This window comes from Psychrobacter sp. AH5, assembly GCF_040371085.1.
GTDB lineage: Bacteria > Pseudomonadota > Gammaproteobacteria > Pseudomonadales > Moraxellaceae > Psychrobacter.
Genome location: NZ_JAMBMT010000001.1, coordinates 43,127 through 58,818, shown reverse-complemented (window position 1 = coordinate 58,818; position 15,692 = coordinate 43,127). Strand labels below are relative to the sequence as shown.

Annotated in this window: 15 protein-coding genes; 5 read left to right on the top strand and 10 right to left on the bottom strand. The window is 44.2% G+C overall.

The genetic code is table 11. The features are described from left to right. Positions 1 to 2: 2 nt before the first annotated feature. Positions 3 to 449: a hypothetical protein gene (locus M0N77_RS00265; protein ID WP_353102457.1), complete on the bottom strand. Its 447-nt coding sequence runs from the start codon at positions 447 to 449 to the stop codon at positions 3 to 5. Between the two features lie 574 nt (positions 450 to 1,023). Between M0N77_RS00265 and M0N77_RS00260 the strand changes: the two genes are divergently transcribed. After that, the gene (locus tag M0N77_RS00260; RefSeq protein ID WP_353105534.1) at positions 1,024 to 2,601 is read left to right on the top strand and encodes an FAD-dependent oxidoreductase; all 1,578 of its coding nucleotides are present in this window, start codon (positions 1,024 to 1,026) and stop codon (positions 2,599 to 2,601) included. A gap of 199 nt (positions 2,602 to 2,800) precedes the next feature. On the opposite strand, the gene M0N77_RS00255 is transcribed toward M0N77_RS00260, so the two are convergent. Further along, positions 2,801 to 3,478: a TIGR00730 family Rossman fold protein gene (locus M0N77_RS00255; protein WP_353105533.1), complete on the bottom strand. Its 678-nt coding sequence runs from the start codon at positions 3,476 to 3,478 to the stop codon at positions 2,801 to 2,803. A gap of 179 nt (positions 3,479 to 3,657) precedes the next feature. On the opposite strand from M0N77_RS00255, the gene M0N77_RS00250 reads away from it, so the two are divergent. Continuing rightward, a complete protein-coding gene (locus tag M0N77_RS00250) occupies positions 3,658 to 4,611 on the top strand; it encodes an alpha/beta fold hydrolase (RefSeq protein ID WP_353102455.1) in 954 nt (317 codons plus the stop codon). A 16-nt stretch (positions 4,612 to 4,627) separates the two neighbouring features. On the opposite strand, the gene M0N77_RS00245 is transcribed toward M0N77_RS00250, so the two are convergent. Next, a complete protein-coding gene (locus M0N77_RS00245) occupies positions 4,628 to 5,326 on the bottom strand; it encodes a putative quorum-sensing-regulated virulence factor (protein ID WP_353102453.1) in 699 nt (232 codons plus the stop codon). A gap of 133 nt (positions 5,327 to 5,459) precedes the next feature. Between M0N77_RS00245 and M0N77_RS00240 the strand changes: the two genes are divergently transcribed. Beyond that, on the top strand, positions 5,460 to 6,095 hold the full coding sequence (locus M0N77_RS00240) for a M23 family metallopeptidase (protein WP_353102451.1): 636 nt from the start codon (positions 5,460 to 5,462) through the stop codon (positions 6,093 to 6,095). Between the two features lie 18 nt (positions 6,096 to 6,113). Here the strand turns inward: M0N77_RS00240 and dtd are convergent, their stop codons facing one another. Beyond that, complete coding sequence (dtd, locus tag M0N77_RS00235) at positions 6,114 to 6,569, bottom strand: D-aminoacyl-tRNA deacylase (RefSeq protein ID WP_353102449.1); 456 nt, start codon at positions 6,567 to 6,569, stop codon at positions 6,114 to 6,116. Positions 6,570 to 6,733: 164 nt separating this feature from the next. Here dtd and asd point away from each other — a divergent pair, with 164 nt between their 5' ends. Further along, the gene (gene asd, locus M0N77_RS00230; protein ID WP_353102447.1) at positions 6,734 to 7,567 is read left to right on the top strand and encodes an archaetidylserine decarboxylase; all 834 of its coding nucleotides are present in this window, start codon (positions 6,734 to 6,736) and stop codon (positions 7,565 to 7,567) included. 32 nt (positions 7,568 to 7,599) lie between these two features. On the opposite strand, the gene M0N77_RS00225 is transcribed toward asd, so the two are convergent. The 6 genes from M0N77_RS00225 to fadB form a co-directional block, all read right to left on the bottom strand. Further along, positions 7,600 to 8,259, bottom strand: a complete 660-nt coding sequence (locus M0N77_RS00225; RefSeq protein WP_353102445.1) for an HD domain-containing protein — start codon at positions 8,257 to 8,259, stop codon at positions 7,600 to 7,602. Positions 8,260 to 8,295: 36 nt separating this feature from the next. Next, positions 8,296 to 8,823 carry a DUF1287 domain-containing protein gene (locus M0N77_RS00220; protein ID WP_371834206.1) on the bottom strand — a complete coding sequence of 176 codons (528 nt, stop codon included), beginning with the start codon at positions 8,821 to 8,823 and terminating at the stop codon, positions 8,296 to 8,298. 109 nt (positions 8,824 to 8,932) lie between these two features. Then, the gene (locus M0N77_RS00215; RefSeq protein ID WP_353102441.1) at positions 8,933 to 9,508 is read right to left on the bottom strand and encodes an isochorismatase family protein; all 576 of its coding nucleotides are present in this window, start codon (positions 9,506 to 9,508) and stop codon (positions 8,933 to 8,935) included. 203 nt (positions 9,509 to 9,711) lie between these two features. Continuing rightward, positions 9,712 to 10,506, bottom strand: a complete 795-nt coding sequence (locus M0N77_RS00210) for an acetoin reductase (RefSeq protein WP_353102439.1) — start codon at positions 10,504 to 10,506, stop codon at positions 9,712 to 9,714. Positions 10,507 to 10,684: 178 nt separating this feature from the next. Next, positions 10,685 to 11,857, bottom strand: a complete 1,173-nt coding sequence (fadA, locus tag M0N77_RS00205; protein ID WP_353102437.1) for an acetyl-CoA C-acyltransferase FadA — start codon at positions 11,855 to 11,857, stop codon at positions 10,685 to 10,687. Positions 11,858 to 11,997: 140 nt separating this feature from the next. Continuing rightward, entirely contained in the window at positions 11,998 to 14,157 is a 2,160-nt protein-coding gene (gene fadB / locus M0N77_RS00200) for a fatty acid oxidation complex subunit alpha FadB (RefSeq protein WP_353102435.1), read from the bottom strand. 509 nt (positions 14,158 to 14,666) lie between these two features. Between fadB and M0N77_RS00195 the strand changes: the two genes are divergently transcribed. Then, the gene (locus M0N77_RS00195; RefSeq protein ID WP_353102433.1) at positions 14,667 to 15,683 is read left to right on the top strand and encodes a polyprenyl synthetase family protein; all 1,017 of its coding nucleotides are present in this window, start codon (positions 14,667 to 14,669) and stop codon (positions 15,681 to 15,683) included. Positions 15,684 to 15,692 lie beyond the last annotated feature (9 nt).

Genomic DNA, 15,692 nt, shown 5'->3' with positions numbered 1-15,692 from the left:
TATTATTTGGTTTTAACAACATGCCAAACGTTTTTGACATTATTTCCCATCATATCGCCCGCTTTTTTATCTTTGACAAAGTAATATAAAGGCTTACCATTTACCGCCCATTGATAGCTACCATCATCACGCTGAAAAGTGGAATACTGCCCTAAAGTAGTATTACCTTTGGTCGCTTTTAGTGCCGGCCAAGCCTTTAAGCAATCTCCCAAACAATTTGACTTATTCATTGTATCTTTATCAAAGGTATATAAAGTCATATTGTTGCGAGAGTCAACCAGTACACCGTTCAAACTGCTCACTGGTACAGCATTATTCATACCCATACTACTAGTGGCTTGCTTATCGTTCATACCCGCCAAATTCGTTCCTAGTACATTATCTATCGTTGAGCAGCCTGTTAGGCTCAAAACACCTGCAACAGCTGTGAGTATCATAATATTTTTCATAATAACTTCCTTATCGTTATGAGTTTTATTGTTATTTGCATTTTTAGGACAATGTTAATGGCAAGCCTAATACTTTAAGTATGCTTTATAAATATGCTCTAAATACCGCTTTAATCCATTTTAATATAACACAGTCCTGCAACAATCTATTTTGTTAATCAAAAAACTTACAAAACCTATAACAACTCTATTGTTAACCTAGTAATCATTCTTATTATGGCGCTTTAAAAGCCGTCCATTAATGCCTTTTGGTAAGCTTGGGATGCTAGGTTTTTAGTGACAAAACTAATGCATCTTCTTACGTAACTGCTATGATATATCCTTTAGTTTTTTATAAAATAGTTCTAAAGAAGATAAGTATTTCTACATAATAAGTTAGGGTTAAAAGAGCTGTTAAAGTTTGTAGATTTGATTGAATTAAGCTTTTAACGGACGCATATCCTCTATAACTTCAAAAACAGTAACACTTGTCGATATCAGTCAAAACGTATAAATAATGAGATATCGAATTTTAAACTGCTAAATAAATAAGAGCACACTAATGACCATACTCTCTAATCAGACACAGTCTTCAATGCTTACTAGCCTTACCAATACTACAGCAAAAGATCCCTCTAATCCTGCTAAGCGAGTTGGTATTTTGGGCGGTGGTACGGCTGGCGCGACTATTGCTATTCGCTTAGCGGCTTTAGGTCTTGAGACTTATTTATTTGAAAAAAAGTCCTCACTGATTGACGGCCCGCCTATGTGTCATTTGCATGCTGGCGGCAATCTGTATCGTGAGATTCCTGATGAGGACTGCGTAGCCCTACTTAAGCAGTGTATCGATATTTTGCGCCTGTATCCTCATACTATCGATGTGCGTCCTACTGTCTTTGCCGTACCAACCCGCGATGAGGGTTTGCCGGAAGACTTGTTACCACGCTTGGATATACTAACTGAGGCTTATCGTGAGCTGATCGCTGAGGATCCCAAAAATAAAGTGCTAGGCGAGCCTGAGGACTACTATCAGCTTTATAGTCAGGAGCAGCTTATTGAGTTATCTAACCGCGAGCAAGTAGCTGTACCTACCACGGTTGATGAATGGGTTATTCCAGCGGCTAAATACTTGGATCTAAATAAGGTCAAGTATCCGCTGATAGTCGTGCAAGAATATGGCTGGAATATATTTCGCTTAGCCGCTTCTGCGCAATTGGCTTTGGAGGGCTATGACAATGCTCATGTCTTCACCGATACTCAAGTCGAGCAAGTCGTCGCCGTCGAGTGTACAGACTGCACCAATGCCAATCACCATGTTAGCAAATGGCGCGTGGATTACCAACAAAAAGCTAACGATAATAACTCTACTAGTCAGACTGAATCTATCGAAGTAGATTATTTAATCAATGCGTGCGGCTTTCGTACCGGTATTATCGATGATATGGTTGGAGTCGATGTCGAGCGTATGGTCGAATTCAAATCCTCCTACATTACTCATTGGGATGATGCAGGCGGGCAAATTCCAGAGATTATCGTTTATGGCGCTCGTGGTACCCCTGAGGGCATGGCGCAGTTAACCCCTTATCCGGGCGGTTATTTTCAAATTCATGGTATGAGTAAAGCCATCACTTTATTTGATGACGGCCTAGTAGCCTCTACCAAAGACAGCGCTCAACCTACGCTTCCTGCCCAGTATGTCCATTATATTGAAGATGGCTGGGATAAAGCACCGCTACAAGCGCGAAGTCAGCAGTCGATTGAATATGTAGCAGAATTTGTACCGACTTTTAGTAGTGCACGCACGGTAGGTAATGCGCTATACGGAGGTCAGCAGATTCCAGGCAAAGACGATACTTTGCGAGTCGCTGATGTTAGCCTGTATGGTCATTTGCATTATGCTCGTGCTGAGAATGTCAAAGCCTCCTCTACTCTACTGGCCGCTGACGAAATCGTTAGTCAATTGATAGATATCGATTTATTAGCGCCAAACTTAGCCGCCGATAAACAGCGTTACACTCATAATTGGGCTTATCTAAAGCATAATAATAAGGCTGATATTGATAGAGTAGCGCGAGAATTAGCTCAGCAGCGCGGTTTTCCTTTGGCGATGGCGGCGGTCAATCATAGTATCGATGAGGTAATACTGGATGACTTGACTGCTGTTCACGCCTAAAACTAACTGTAATTGGTTAAATTATAGTTTGTTGATCAATTAATTATGATTCAGGCTATAAATAAAACAGCCACTCTTTAATAATAAGAGTGGCTGTTTTTATGGCTTATAACTAGTAGCTTATGATTAGTTATTGATAATGAGTTGTTAATCATTAGTGATTGGTCATCAATAGCCAACTACTGCACCTAGGCGGGTTTTAATTACCGACCATTTTTTTGGTATCGACTTCTTCATCAATATTGACAATGGTTTGCAGCTTTTCGATAGCTTCATCGATAGTATTACATACCACCAAGCGCTCAAGGTCTTGCGGCTTCATAAACCCTTGTTCGGTGGTGAACTTGAGATGCTCTAGCATCCGATCATAAAAGCCATTGATATTAAGAATAATCATCGGCTTTTCGTGCTGATACAGCTGTCGCCAAGTGGCAATCTCCATAATCTCCTCAAGCGTTCCTAGACCACCGGGCAAGGTAATAAAAGCATCGGCATACTCAGCCATGACCGTTTTACGCGTATGCATAGTATCGGTCAGATGTAGACGGGTTAAGCCTTGATGGGCGATTTCATGCTTGAGCATAAAGGTTGGGATAACGCCTACTGCTTGGGCGCCACCATTGATTACCTCATCGGCCACCGCTCCCATTAGACCGATACTAGCGCCGCCATAGACTAGACCCATAGCATTATTGGCTAGAGCGCTGCCAAGCTCACGGGCTGCTTTTTCATAAATCTCACTATTACCCAAACGCGAACCGCAATAGACCGCTACTAACGGCATAGACAAGCTAGATTTATCAACCGCTTGCTCTATATCAGCGATATCGTGGCTAGTAATCACCTCATAATTTTGATTATTAATCTTCATTTGCATCATATTATTTCCTAGATGTTATAGCAGCGCTTTTTTATAAGTAGCACTACAGTCATTTAAATTCTTTTATTAATTAGCTTCAATTGTTATATATTTTACCATAAGCTTTATCAACAGACGCTCGACAACGATTGATCACTACGCAACACCTACACTCTTAAGCCGACTAGGATATAACCATGCTCAATAATGACCCTGCCACTCCTGTAGATTGCGCTCATAAAAATGCCAATAGTAGCACTGATAATAGTATTGATAGCTATCAGTTGACGATCATGACTGAGCGCAATCATCCGTTAGCAGCTAGCGTCTATCGGCCTAGCACTAAAGCCAGTAATGAGATAAAAGTGGCAGTAATGATAGCACCAGCTACCGGTATCAAGCGTCAGTTTTATCATAACTTTGCTACTTTTCTGGCCGAACAAGGCTTTGGGGTCCTCACCTTTGATAACGAGGGGATTGGAGAGTCGCTAACGACCTCGCTGGCAAAAAATGACGCTTCATTGATAAGCTGGGGTCGTCATGATATGCCAGCTGTGCTCGATGCTTTGCAGTATGAATTTGCGCAGGCAAGCTACCATCTAATAGGTCATAGCGCTGGTGGTCAGCTCATCGGTCTGATGCCTAACTATCAGGCAATAAGCTCAGTATTCAATGTCGCTTGCTCATCAGGGCAGATCAAAAACATGACTATGCCCTACAAAGCCAAAGCGATGGGATTTATGGATGCTTTTATTCCTTTAAGCAACCTAGTGTTAGGCTACACCCCAGCTGACAAAATCGGTATGGGCGAGCCTTTACCTCGCGGCGTGGCGCGTCAATGGCGCGAGTGGTGCAATGGCGCCGGTTATATTCAAACCGCTTTAGGTAAGACGGTACATAATCATTTTTATAATGAGCTAACTATGCCCTCGCTATGGTTAGGCTTCACTGATGATGAGATTGCTAATAGCAAAAATATCGACGACATGATCAGAGTGTTTCCCAATATGCCAGTCGAAAAGCACTATTTAGATCCAAAAGGGTTAGGGGTCAATCATATCGGACACATGCGCTATTTTAGTCGTAAAACTTATGCCAAAGCACCACAGCTTTGGCAGATGGCGGTCGATTGGTTAAATAAAGATCACTGAGAGTAGCACGCCACATTTATCCCTCTTTGAGCTTTTCTGCTTCGATACGCTTAGTCAACGCTGAATACAAGGTTGGCTGCATATTATGGATGTTACCAAGCATCCATTTGACATAGCTGATAGGCACATCCTTGATTAGCTTGCCTTTGTGTTTACCAAAAGGCATTTTGCTCACTGGATGGGCGCTGTTGGATATTTTATGAGCGGCCGCAAAGTCAGTTGGTTCAATTTGCAAGCGCGTGCAGCAAGCTTTGTAAAGCAAGTAGCACATCCGCGCATCGCCTAAGGCATCGTGGGCGGCAATGGTCATCTCACTAGCCTGTTCTTTACCTAATAGCTGCTCGATACACTTTGATTGACCATAGTAGCGCCATTCTGGAAACGCCACTCTTGCTAGTCTAACGGTACAAATAAGCTTAGCAGACGGCCTACCAATCACCCGCCAGTCAAAGCGCACGTTGTGACCAATTAAATACTCTGGTAGCGCAAACTGTTCTAATTCAAAACGTTCGCAGTCTGCGACATCATCATCAGTAATACCATGAACTTTGATAACTATCGGTGATATGCTGCGGCCGCTATTAAAATACTTCATCCACTCAAAACCAGTCGCCACATTAATAGTCGCCACTTGAATAGGACGCGGATCACCGCCTTGATCGGTTTCGGTATCGATAATAAGGGCTGTCGCCAGCTTGTCTATAGGTTCTATCATAAATGTATCAGTCGTAGGTTATCGCTAAGAGCGTCTAAAAGCAGGCTGTCAAATTATCTCTGCCTTAGTCGTATTTTAGCGTCAAACAGCATAAGATATATATTATACCAATCACCTAAATTACAAGAGCGCGATGCCACCTAATAAGCCATCTAATAAACTATCTAAGCCACCGGCTCTACCCAAAACCGCTAAAACCAAAGCGCCTAAAGCCTCGCTGATAGGATGGCTGTTAAGCGTACTTATTAGAGCGTCTTTATTATTTGCGCTGTTATTTATCGTCGATAAAGTATTGCCGACGCTACGTTTGCAAACCCAGAGCTTTGTGGTTGCCAAGTGGCAGCAGGTTAATCTATTACAAGAACCGCTGCCCACTGAGAATAGCTTACCTAGTCCATTGCCTGGGCAGCATCTAGCCGACACTTGGGGAGCCGTTCGTAGTGCAGGCCGCTCGCATGAAGGCATCGATATCTTTGCCGATCGCGGTAGCCCTATTCAAGCGACTACTCACGGCGTTGTCAGTAAGGTGGGTGATGATAGCTTAGGCGGTCGCGTGGTAGTCATCGTTGGCCCCGGCGGCGCAGGACATTACTATGCGCACCTGCAAGAGTACGGCGACATTGCGGTCAACGATTGGGTTGAGGCGGGAGATATTATTGGTTATGTCGGCGATAGCGGTAACGCCAAAGGTACACCGCCGCATGTGCATTACGGCATTTATATCAATGGCAGGGCGGTCAATCCTTATCCATTATTAATAAAAGAGTAAAGCACTATTAATAAACGTTTAAACGACTTCTAAAATAAAGTTAAGGGGCCCATCGTTAATACTTGCAACTTGCATATTAGCGCCAAATTGGCCAGTGGCGATATCAGCATGCTGAGTTTTGGCATAAGCGACTAGTTGGGCAAATAACTCTTCTGCAGCAGCAGGGTGCATCGCCGCGCCAAAATCAGGGCGACGACCTTTATCAGTCTTTGCCATTAGCGTGAACTGCGAGACTAATAGCAAGCCGCCGCCCACTTGTTGCACGTTTTGATCCAACTTGCCGGCCTTCTCAGGATCGTTGTTATTTTCAAAAATACGATAAGTTAGGATCTTATCTATCATACGCTTAGCGGCCTGCAAATTATCATCAGGTGCAAGTCCGATATAGGCTAATATACCGTGCTCGATAGCGCCAACCTCCTGCTCAGCAACTATCACCTTAGCCTGTGTTACGCGCTGAATCAGGGCTTTCATTGCTAATGCCTCCTTTTAATTATGCCTTATTTTAAAACTTATTTTGATAACTTATGCTCACACAGATAGAGTCTTAGCATGATAAAATAGCGTTATTCATTGGTCTAATTTTATACCCTACTCAATTCTTCGTTATTTTTTTAAACCACTTTTGGTACCCCGTTATGACTTTATTTACCACCATGCAACAGTTTGTTCCTCAGCAAAAGCTCAGCCGCGCAGCCGGACGTTTAGCCGCTAGTCGTCACCCGCTAGTCAAGCGCGCTTTTATCCGTAGTTTTGCCAAAGCTTATCACATAACGCTTGATGAATATGAGCGTGACAACTTCAATGCTTATGAGAGCTTTAATGACTTTTTTACCCGTGAGCTAAAACAGGACGCGCGTCCTATAGACAACACTGCAAGCGGCATCGTTAGTCCTGCCGATGGGGTCATCTCGCAGCTTGGGCAAATAAACGATCATAAATTATTGCAAGCCAAAGGCCGAGATTACGATATTGGGCAATTATTAGCCAATAGCGCTGATGGTGATTATTTTGCTGGTGGCAGCTTTGCAACCGTTTATCTAGCGCCGAGTAATTATCACCGGGTACATATGCCCTTTGACGGTACTTTGACCACGGCTCGCTATGTACCAGGCACCTTATTTTCGGTCAATAATACCACGGCCGCTAATATACCTGATCTATTCGCGCGCAATGAGCGTTTGGTTTGTCTGTTTGATACCCAGTATGGCAAAGCGGCGGTAGTTATGGTCGGTGCGATGATTGTCGCAGGTATTGAGTCTGTCGCTACTGGTAAAATCAGCCGCACTGAGGATATTCAAGAAACCACTCATAATATGCCGCTTACCAAAGGCGATGAGTTAGGACGGTTTTATCTTGGTTCAACCGCTATCGTCATATTGCCTAAAGCGGCGAAGGCCAACTGGCAAAATGAGCTAAGCGCGAATAGCGTGGTACAAATGGGTCAGCTATTAGGCGTAGCTAAGGTTTAGAGCCGGTTTGAGGCCGATAGTTATATCTATCTCTAGTCCTCAATTAACCAGCCCTGTTTAGTCGCATAATCAATCTGGGCGGCGAGCCACTGATGGATAGCAGGGAAGCTATCTTTGATAAAAGCATGAGCGGCTACTACTTGTGAGCGCTTGATACCCAGCGCTATCCAAGTTTTGCCTTGGGTATTTAAGTTTAATAAAAAAGGCAGTAGTCGATCGACCACCTTTATCAGTTGCGTCTCAGGGCTACACCCGGTCTCTTGTTCTTCCCAAAGCTCGCTTAAATTATAAATACCATTGCCAGGCTCGCTTTGCAGACGCGTGATACCGGCGCGCTCGTCTATATGTGCGTCCATTCGCGTATCAGCGTATAAAAAAGTATCGCCAGCATCGATCTCCCCTAGATCATGAATCAAGGCCATTTTTAATAACTGCTCATGATTGACCTTTAGCTCAAATAATTCTGCTATCGACCAACAAGCCATGGCTAAGTGCCAAGAATGCTCAGCAGAATTCTCTACTCGCACCTTACCTGACTGATCTGCAGTGATATGATTACGGCGGTTCACCTGCTTTAGGGCGTCTAATTCTAATAAGAAACTGGTGATGCTCTCCATGTCTTTAGAGCGACTGGCCTTGTTAGTATAAACATTAAAGTTTTGCAGAGTAGTAGCAGCTTTATCACGGAACATAAAAAACTCGTTGATTGGCAGTGTTAGTTTCAATAACTAGTAGCGATAGTGTTTATGGATAGGATACGCAAAAAGAATATTCTCTTCTTGCGTCCCTTGTCCAATATTATAAATAATAAGCGGCGTACCATCATTAGCTTTATTATTTGAGACAATACTGATATGCGGCAAATTACTGTCAGGCAGTCGCCATGTCACAATGTCGCCCACCTCAAAAATGTCTTTATCAGTAGTCGATAAGGTTTGCCCATGACGGGCTAAAAAGGTCTCAATATTGGGTACACGGCGATGATCGATATTTTTATCGGTGGTTTTAAGCCCCCAAATATTAGGATAAGCCGAAAAATTAGCTTTCATATCGACATTGATGAGCTGCTGCAAGTCAATATTTTGTAGACGATAAGCGCGAATGACCACATCGGTACAAACGCCGGTATTTTGTGGCACATCACCGCGCGGAAAATCAAGCTTGCGATAAGCAGGGTCATAACTCGTCGTCACCCCTATTTGCTTTTTAGCATCTTTGACTAATTTATCGGCGCTACTGATAGGACTTGCCGCCATCACTGGTGTTATTAATATCAAAGACAGTACCGCCACAGATAAAATTTTTATCCGGTACTGCCTTAAGTTTTTCACTGATTTTCACTTTTTGGTAAATTTGCTTTAATAGCTACTTGATCAGATTGCTAATAGTCTTAAAAGCGGGATCTTGACTTGAGCGGCACAGCTCAAACAATATGGTCTCAACCGTGGTAATCACGCCCCCTGCGCGGCGGATACGGCGAATGGCTTGTTTTTTATCATAAGGAAAGCGCGAGCCTACCGCATCACCGATAATGACCGGCTGCATCCCATTATCAAGCAAATCAAGCGCTGTTTGCAAGACACAAACATGAGTCTCAACCCCGCATAGCAGCACGATACTACGGTTTTGTTGAGCCAAATGATGCCATGAATCATCCGTATCACAAGCGCTAAAAGTCACTTTTTCAAAGCCTTTGGCATTACTCTCTTTTAACACCTGTTTAATCTCAGGTAACGTCTCTCCTAAGCCTTTTTTATATTGTTCATTAAGCATGATAGGGATATCGAGCGCTTGGAGACCTTTAATCAAAGTCACTATCTTTTTAGTGATCTTATCGTGATCTAAGATATGCGGGGTCAGGCGTTCTTGGACATCGATGACCATAGCTTGGGTATTTTCGCGGGCGATACGGTAAGTCCGATCAGTAATCATAGTAGGCATATTACACTCCTTGTACGACTGTAGTCGTGTACTACAGAATCTTATAATATAAATTTATTCTCTACTCTTATTTAGGCATAGTTTACTTAGGGCGTCAATGAGATAGTCTATCTTAATAAAAGAAAAAGACCTTGCAGTTGATGCAAAGCCTTTATTTCATCATCACATTTCATTATTTAATTAGCTTAGATCAGCCTCTAGCCCTATCTAAATACCATGCCACCATCGGTAAGAATCGTTTGTCCTGTAATGTAGTTGGCATCCTCCGATGCTAAAAATGAGACTAAGTTTGCGACATCTTCAGGCTGCTGAGGACGACCTACTAAGATTCCAGCTGTGAACTCGTTCCATGCTTGCTTGGGCTCATAGCCTTTATGATCAACGAAAGCTTGATCAATTCGCTCCCACATCGGCGTATCAGCGACTCCTGGGCAATAGGCGTTCACACGGATGTCGTACTCTGCCAATTCTTTCGCAGTAGCGTAAGTAAAAGAGCGTACCGCAAACTTAGTGGCACAGTAGAGACTTAACATCTCGTAAGACTCATGACCGGCAATACTACAAGCATTGATAATTTTGCCGACGCCCTCTTGCTGCTTCATTTGCTCAGCGGCCGCTTGCGTTCCAAAGATGACACCTTTGACATTAACATCGAATAACTTATCGACTTCTTGTTCTTCAATCTCTAAAAAAGGCGCTACCGACTCCACACCTGCATTATTGACAAACACATCTATCTGACCAAACTTGTCTACCGCCTGTTTCACTAAGTTAAACTGATCATCGCGATTTGCGACGTCACCTACTACCGCAGTAACCTCAAAACCGGAATCCTTAAGTGTCTTTTCTGCTTGTTTAAGACTGTCTTCATCAATATCATGAATAACGACTTTAAAACCGTCTTTGGCTAATCGGGTTGCAATAGCGTTGCCTAAACCTGCCGCAGAACCCGTGATAACCGCAACCTTTTTAGCGGTCGATGTTTTATTAGCTGACATAACTGACTCCTTGTTATTGAGATATGTTCTTAGAGCATAACACTTTCATAATCAACTCATATTGTAAACTCACCAACAAACACTAAAAAGCCCCCAATCATTACAATTAGGGGCTCTGCACTAAGAAAATCAGTATTTAAACATAAAATGCTATCTGATCATTAAATAGCATTAAGGCTTAAACGCGCTCAATAACGGTAGCAATACCTTGACCTAGACCGATACACATGGTCGCAAGGCCAATCTCCGTATCCATTTGCTCCATCGCGTTAAGTAGAGTTACAGTGATACGCGCGCCCGAACAGCCAAGTGGATGACCTAAAGCAATCGCGCCACCATTGATATTGATGATGTCTTGCTTGTCCTGCAAGCCCATGGACTTGATAACGGCTAAGCTTTGTGCAGCAAAGGCTTCGTTGAGCTCGATAGTCTGAATATCGTTAAGGCTTAGACCTGCGCGCTTTAGTGCTTTTTGGGTAGCCGGAACTGGGCCATAACCCATGATAGCAGCATCACAACCAGCGATACCCATGCTACGAATACGAGCGCGCGGCTTAAGACCTAAGTCTTTGGCTTTTTGCGCGCTCATGACTAGCATTGCAGAAGCACCATCCGATAAGGCTGAGGAAGTCGCCGCCGTTACCGTACCGCCTTTTGGGTCAAAGGCTGGACGCAGTTTTTGCATTTGCTCCATCGTTGCATCAGGACGAATCACTTCATCAACCGTACACAGCTGCAAACGACCCTCAGCGTCATGACCTTCGATACCGATAATTTCATTATCAAAACGACCTTGGGTAGTCGCCTCCCAAGCGCGGCGATGTGACTCTAGACCAAAGGCGTCTTGCTCTTCGCGCGTGACGTTATTCATACGCCCTAACATCTCTGCGGTCAGACCCATCATGTTTGAGGCTTTGGCATAGTGCTTAGAGGCGGCAGGATTTATATCGATACCGTGCATCATACCGACGTGACCCATGTGCTCAACGCCGCCAATGATAAAAGTGTCGCCTTGATTAGTCATGATCTGCGCGGCAGCGGTATGCAAAGCCTGCATGGATGAGCCGCAAAGACGGTTCACGGTTTGGCCACCAGTGGTCTTTGGAATATCAGCCAGCAGACCAATATTGCGACCGATGTTCATGCCCTGCTCTAAAGTTTGGTTGACGCAGCCCCAAATGATATCTTCGATGTCATTGGTATCAAAATCATTACGCTCTACTAGCGCGCGTACTAATTCGGCCGATAAGCTATCAGCGCGGACATGACGAAACATACCGTTTTTGGTTCTACCCATCGCTGAGCGTACACCGTCAACGATGACTACATCTGTTGGACTTAAAGTTGTCATACTATCTTCCTTTTAATTTTGTGGTCAGCGCCGTCGCTTCTTACTGATTGATCATTATTTTTAATAGTCATAATGAGCTGTCTGTTAGCAAACACGCGGCGCTTATCCTAATAAGCTATCTAGATGATTAATGGAGCGAGTTATGCAGCTGGGTAGAAGGTCTCGCCAGCGGCTGCCATATCGCGAATTTTTTGCGGGGCTTCATAAGCTTTGCCAAGGTGCGCATATTTTTCGCACAGTGCTAAGTAATTCTCTAAGCCCATCTGATCGATATAACGGCAAGGGCCACCGCGGAATGGTGGGAAACCTACACCCATAATCATCGCCATGTCCGCTTCAGCTGGCGTCGAGACGATATTGTCTTCTAAGCAGCGTACTGTCTCATTACAAAAAGCTAGCATAGTACGGTCAATGATGGTTTGATCATCAAACTCTTGGCTTTGACTATCGGTAGTGGCTTTTAGCAGCTCATAAGTGGCTTCATCAGCGGTCTTTTTCGGCTTACCGCGCTTATCCATCTCATACTTATAAAAACCAACGCCGTTCTTTTGACCTAGACGCTTGTTCTCGTATAGATGCTCGATAGCGCCTTTATAATCAGGCTTCATGCGATCGGGGAACCCTTCTGCCATGACTTCCGCGCCATGGACGCCAGTATCTAGACCGACCACGTCGATTAGGTAAGCCGGACCCATAGGCCAGCCGAATCTTTCCATCACTTTATCGACATGAGCAAAGTCAGCGCCTTGCTTGAGCAGTAAATCAAACGCGCCAAAGTATGGGAACAGCACACGGTTGACTAAGAAGCCTGGGCAATCATTGACCACGACTGGCACTTTACCCATTTTTGAGGCGAGTGCAACGGTAGTGGCAATGGCTTCTTCTGAGGATTTCTCACCACGAATCACTTCTACTAGCGGCATACGATGTACGGGGTTAAAGAAGTGCATACCCACGAAATTCTCTGGACGCTTAAGCGCTTCGGCCAGATAAGTGATAGAGATCGTTGAGGTGTTTGAAGCGATAATAGCGTCGTCTTTGACTAACTCTTCAACCTCAGCGAGGACTGAGCGCTTGATTTTTGGATTTTCGACAACCGCTTCGATAACGATATCAGTCTCGCCAAAATCACCATAGTTCAAAGTTGGACGGATACGGCTTAAAGTTTCGCCCATTTTCGCTGGCGTCATCTTGTCGCGTTCGACCATTTTGCCAAGCAGTTTGCTCGCCTCACCCATACCCAAATCTAGTTGCTCAGACTTGATATCTTTCATAATGATTGACAAGCCTTTGCTCGCGGCTTGATAAGCGATACCGCCGCCCATGATGCCTGCACCTAATACTGCTGCCTCATCGATATCGTGCGCTTGCTTGCTGTGTTTTTTGGCAAGCTTTTTGACCAGTTGATCATTTAAGAATAGACCAACCAAGCTTTCTGCTTGTGGCGTTTTTGCCGCTTTAGCAAAGTAAGTGGCTTCTACTTCGATAGCTTTGTCACGTGGCAGGTTCACGTGCTTCTCAATCGCCTCGATCGCTAGCGCAGGTGCTGGATACTGCTTAGGATTGGCTTTTGAGAAGATCATGCCTTTAGCGCTATTAAAGGCCATTGCTTGCTCTAATTGGTTTAATTTAACCGGATTGAGCTTCTCTTCACGCTTAGCTTGCCAATCAAGCTCGCCTGAGATACATTTTTTGACCAAGTCAATGGCTGCATCTTGCAAGTCATCAGCGGCAACAGTAGCATCAACCAAGCCTAGTTTCAAAGCTTCTAGCGGCTTTTTAGGCTTACCAGTTGCGATTAGCTCTAACGCATTGTCGATACCGATAACGCGAGTACTACGTACCGTGCCGCCGAAACCTGGGAAGATACCCAACTGAGTTTCTGGCAGACCGATGATAGCTTTTTCGCTCATAACACGATATTCACAAACGAGTGTCATCTCACAACCGCCGCCGAGTGCTGCACCGTTGATAGCGGCAACTTTTGGAAATGGTAGGTCTTCAAAGCGGTTAAAGTCCTCATTAATTTTGACGACCCAGTCTTTGATGCTTTCTTCTTCTTGCTTAAACGACGCGACAAACTCAGTAATGTCAGCACCTGCAATAAATACGCCTTTGCTTGAGGTGACAATAAGACCTTTTACCTCGTCCGCTTTTTCTAAAGCGCTGATAGCCTCGCCGAATTGTTTATTGGTTTCGGTATCGAATTTATTAACGCTCTCACCCTCGGCGTTATATTGCATGTTGGCAATGCCATCTTCTAACATGCTTACCGTAATGCGATTTCCTTGATAGACCATTTGGAACTCCTTGCTGTTTGTATAAAATCTAGGTGTTAAAATGAAAGTGTAAAACGCAGTTTATCAGCGCTTGCACCTCTAAGCTGTCTGTCTATGTTTATTATTAAAATTCCAATCTGACTTTTAGCGCTGTAAAACCAAACCGTCAAATAGCCAGAGTTAAATCATCAGACTTTTGACCTCAATCAGTGCCAATCAGTTTAGGGGATTATGCCCCTGACTGTCACAAGCTAATGCCAGACTCGCAAGTCACTAATAGGCTAAGGACGATCATTTACATCTGTCCTTACCCCTTTTATGCCGCTATCTTTGTATAACTCTTTAAATAAATACTTCTACTTTATGAAAACACATTCATTTGATAAATTAAATCATCAAAACGTAACTGATAACGTGACTCATAACCTAACTCATAACCTAACTAAGGCTAATGAAAGCGGTATAGAAGCCAATGACTAACATGCTACACTAGCTTTATTTTTATTCTTGCTTATTTGATGGGTCGAGTTATGACTGTTACTACTGCACCGCATTTCACTCCTTTTCGCTGTTTTGAGCAATTTCAAAGCACTCTTCGTGCGCAGCTAGCACAAGATATCGAAGCTTTATTTTGCTATGCCAATCTACCAAATCCGCTAAATGACGCTTGCCGTTATGTGATGACCTCTCAAGGTAAGCTGGTACGTCCGCTGTTGGTTGCTAGTGCCTTTGCCAGTGTTTTGACGGCTATTGAGGGCACTCAAGCCACTACTATCAGTACCGATCAATGGGCACAAGATAATGCAGCAAATCTAGACACTGTTTTAAATAATGAAGCTCATTATGATATGTGCCGGCGAGCGGCTTTGGCAGTCGAGCTGCTACATAGCTACTCCTTAGTGCACGATGATCTGCCTTGTATGGATGACGATGAGCTACGCCGCGGTCAGCCCACCGCTCATATTGTCTTTGATGAGGCAACCGCGCTGTTAGCAGGTGATGTTTTACAAACGCTTGCTTTTGAAGTTCTGACGGCAGAGATACCGAGCTTTACCCCTTTTGATAATGTAATAGCCAGTAAGCTTATAGCTATTTTTGCGCCGCGAGCACGGCGTATGGTGGCAGGGCAAATGCTCGATCTCAATGCCGAAGCTAGCAGCGATATTAGCCAAAGCGACTTAGAATCCATCCACCGCGATAAGACCGGCGCTTTAATCGAAGCGGCGCTGTTAATGGGCGGTATTTGTGCTGGAGCCACCGCGCTGCAGCGCATGGCATTACAAGAGTGCGCGCAGTATATAGGCCTTGCCTTTCAAGTCCAAGACGACATCTTGGATGTGACCACTAGCACCGATGCGTTAGGTAAGCCTGCTGGTAGCGATGAAAAGCTGGACAAATCTACTTATGTCAAACTGATGGGAGTTGAGTCGGCCAAAGACTATGCAGAGTCGCTATTTACACAAGGGCGCTCGGCAATAACTCGTGAGCTCGGTAGTGATAACGCTTTGCTAGCAGTTATTGAATGGCTCTGGCAGCGACAAAAATAGAGCTCAATC

Coding starts and splice junctions, on each gene's coding strand:
- M0N77_RS00265 (WP_353102457.1), bottom strand. CDS start 449: ATGAAAAATATTATGATACTCACAGCTGTTGCAGGTGTTTTGAGCCTA.
- M0N77_RS00260 (WP_353105534.1), top strand. CDS start 1,024: ATGCTTACTAGCCTTACCAATACTACAGCAAAAGATCCCTCTAATCCT.
- M0N77_RS00255 (WP_353105533.1), bottom strand. CDS start 3,478: ATGCAAATGAAGATTAATAATCAAAATTATGAGGTGATTACTAGCCAC.
- M0N77_RS00250 (WP_353102455.1), top strand. CDS start 3,658: ATGCTCAATAATGACCCTGCCACTCCTGTAGATTGCGCTCATAAAAAT.
- M0N77_RS00245 (WP_353102453.1), bottom strand. CDS start 5,326: ATGATAGAACCTATAGACAAGCTGGCGACAGCCCTTATTATCGATACC.
- M0N77_RS00240 (WP_353102451.1), top strand. CDS start 5,460: ATGCCACCTAATAAGCCATCTAATAAACTATCTAAGCCACCGGCTCTA.
- dtd (WP_353102449.1), bottom strand. CDS start 6,569: ATGAAAGCCCTGATTCAGCGCGTAACACAGGCTAAGGTGATAGTTGCT.
- asd (WP_353102447.1), top strand. CDS start 6,734: ATGACTTTATTTACCACCATGCAACAGTTTGTTCCTCAGCAAAAGCTC.
- M0N77_RS00225 (WP_353102445.1), bottom strand. CDS start 8,259: ATGTTCCGTGATAAAGCTGCTACTACTCTGCAAAACTTTAATGTTTAT.
- M0N77_RS00220 (WP_371834206.1), bottom strand. CDS start 8,823: ATGGCGGCAAGTCCTATCAGTAGCGCCGATAAATTAGTCAAAGATGCT.
- M0N77_RS00215 (WP_353102441.1), bottom strand. CDS start 9,508: ATGCCTACTATGATTACTGATCGGACTTACCGTATCGCCCGCGAAAAT.
- M0N77_RS00210 (WP_353102439.1), bottom strand. CDS start 10,506: ATGTCAGCTAATAAAACATCGACCGCTAAAAAGGTTGCGGTTATCACG.
- fadA (WP_353102437.1), bottom strand. CDS start 11,857: ATGACAACTTTAAGTCCAACAGATGTAGTCATCGTTGACGGTGTACGC.
- fadB (WP_353102435.1), bottom strand. CDS start 14,157: ATGGTCTATCAAGGAAATCGCATTACGGTAAGCATGTTAGAAGATGGC.
- M0N77_RS00195 (WP_353102433.1), top strand. CDS start 14,667: ATGACTGTTACTACTGCACCGCATTTCACTCCTTTTCGCTGTTTTGAG.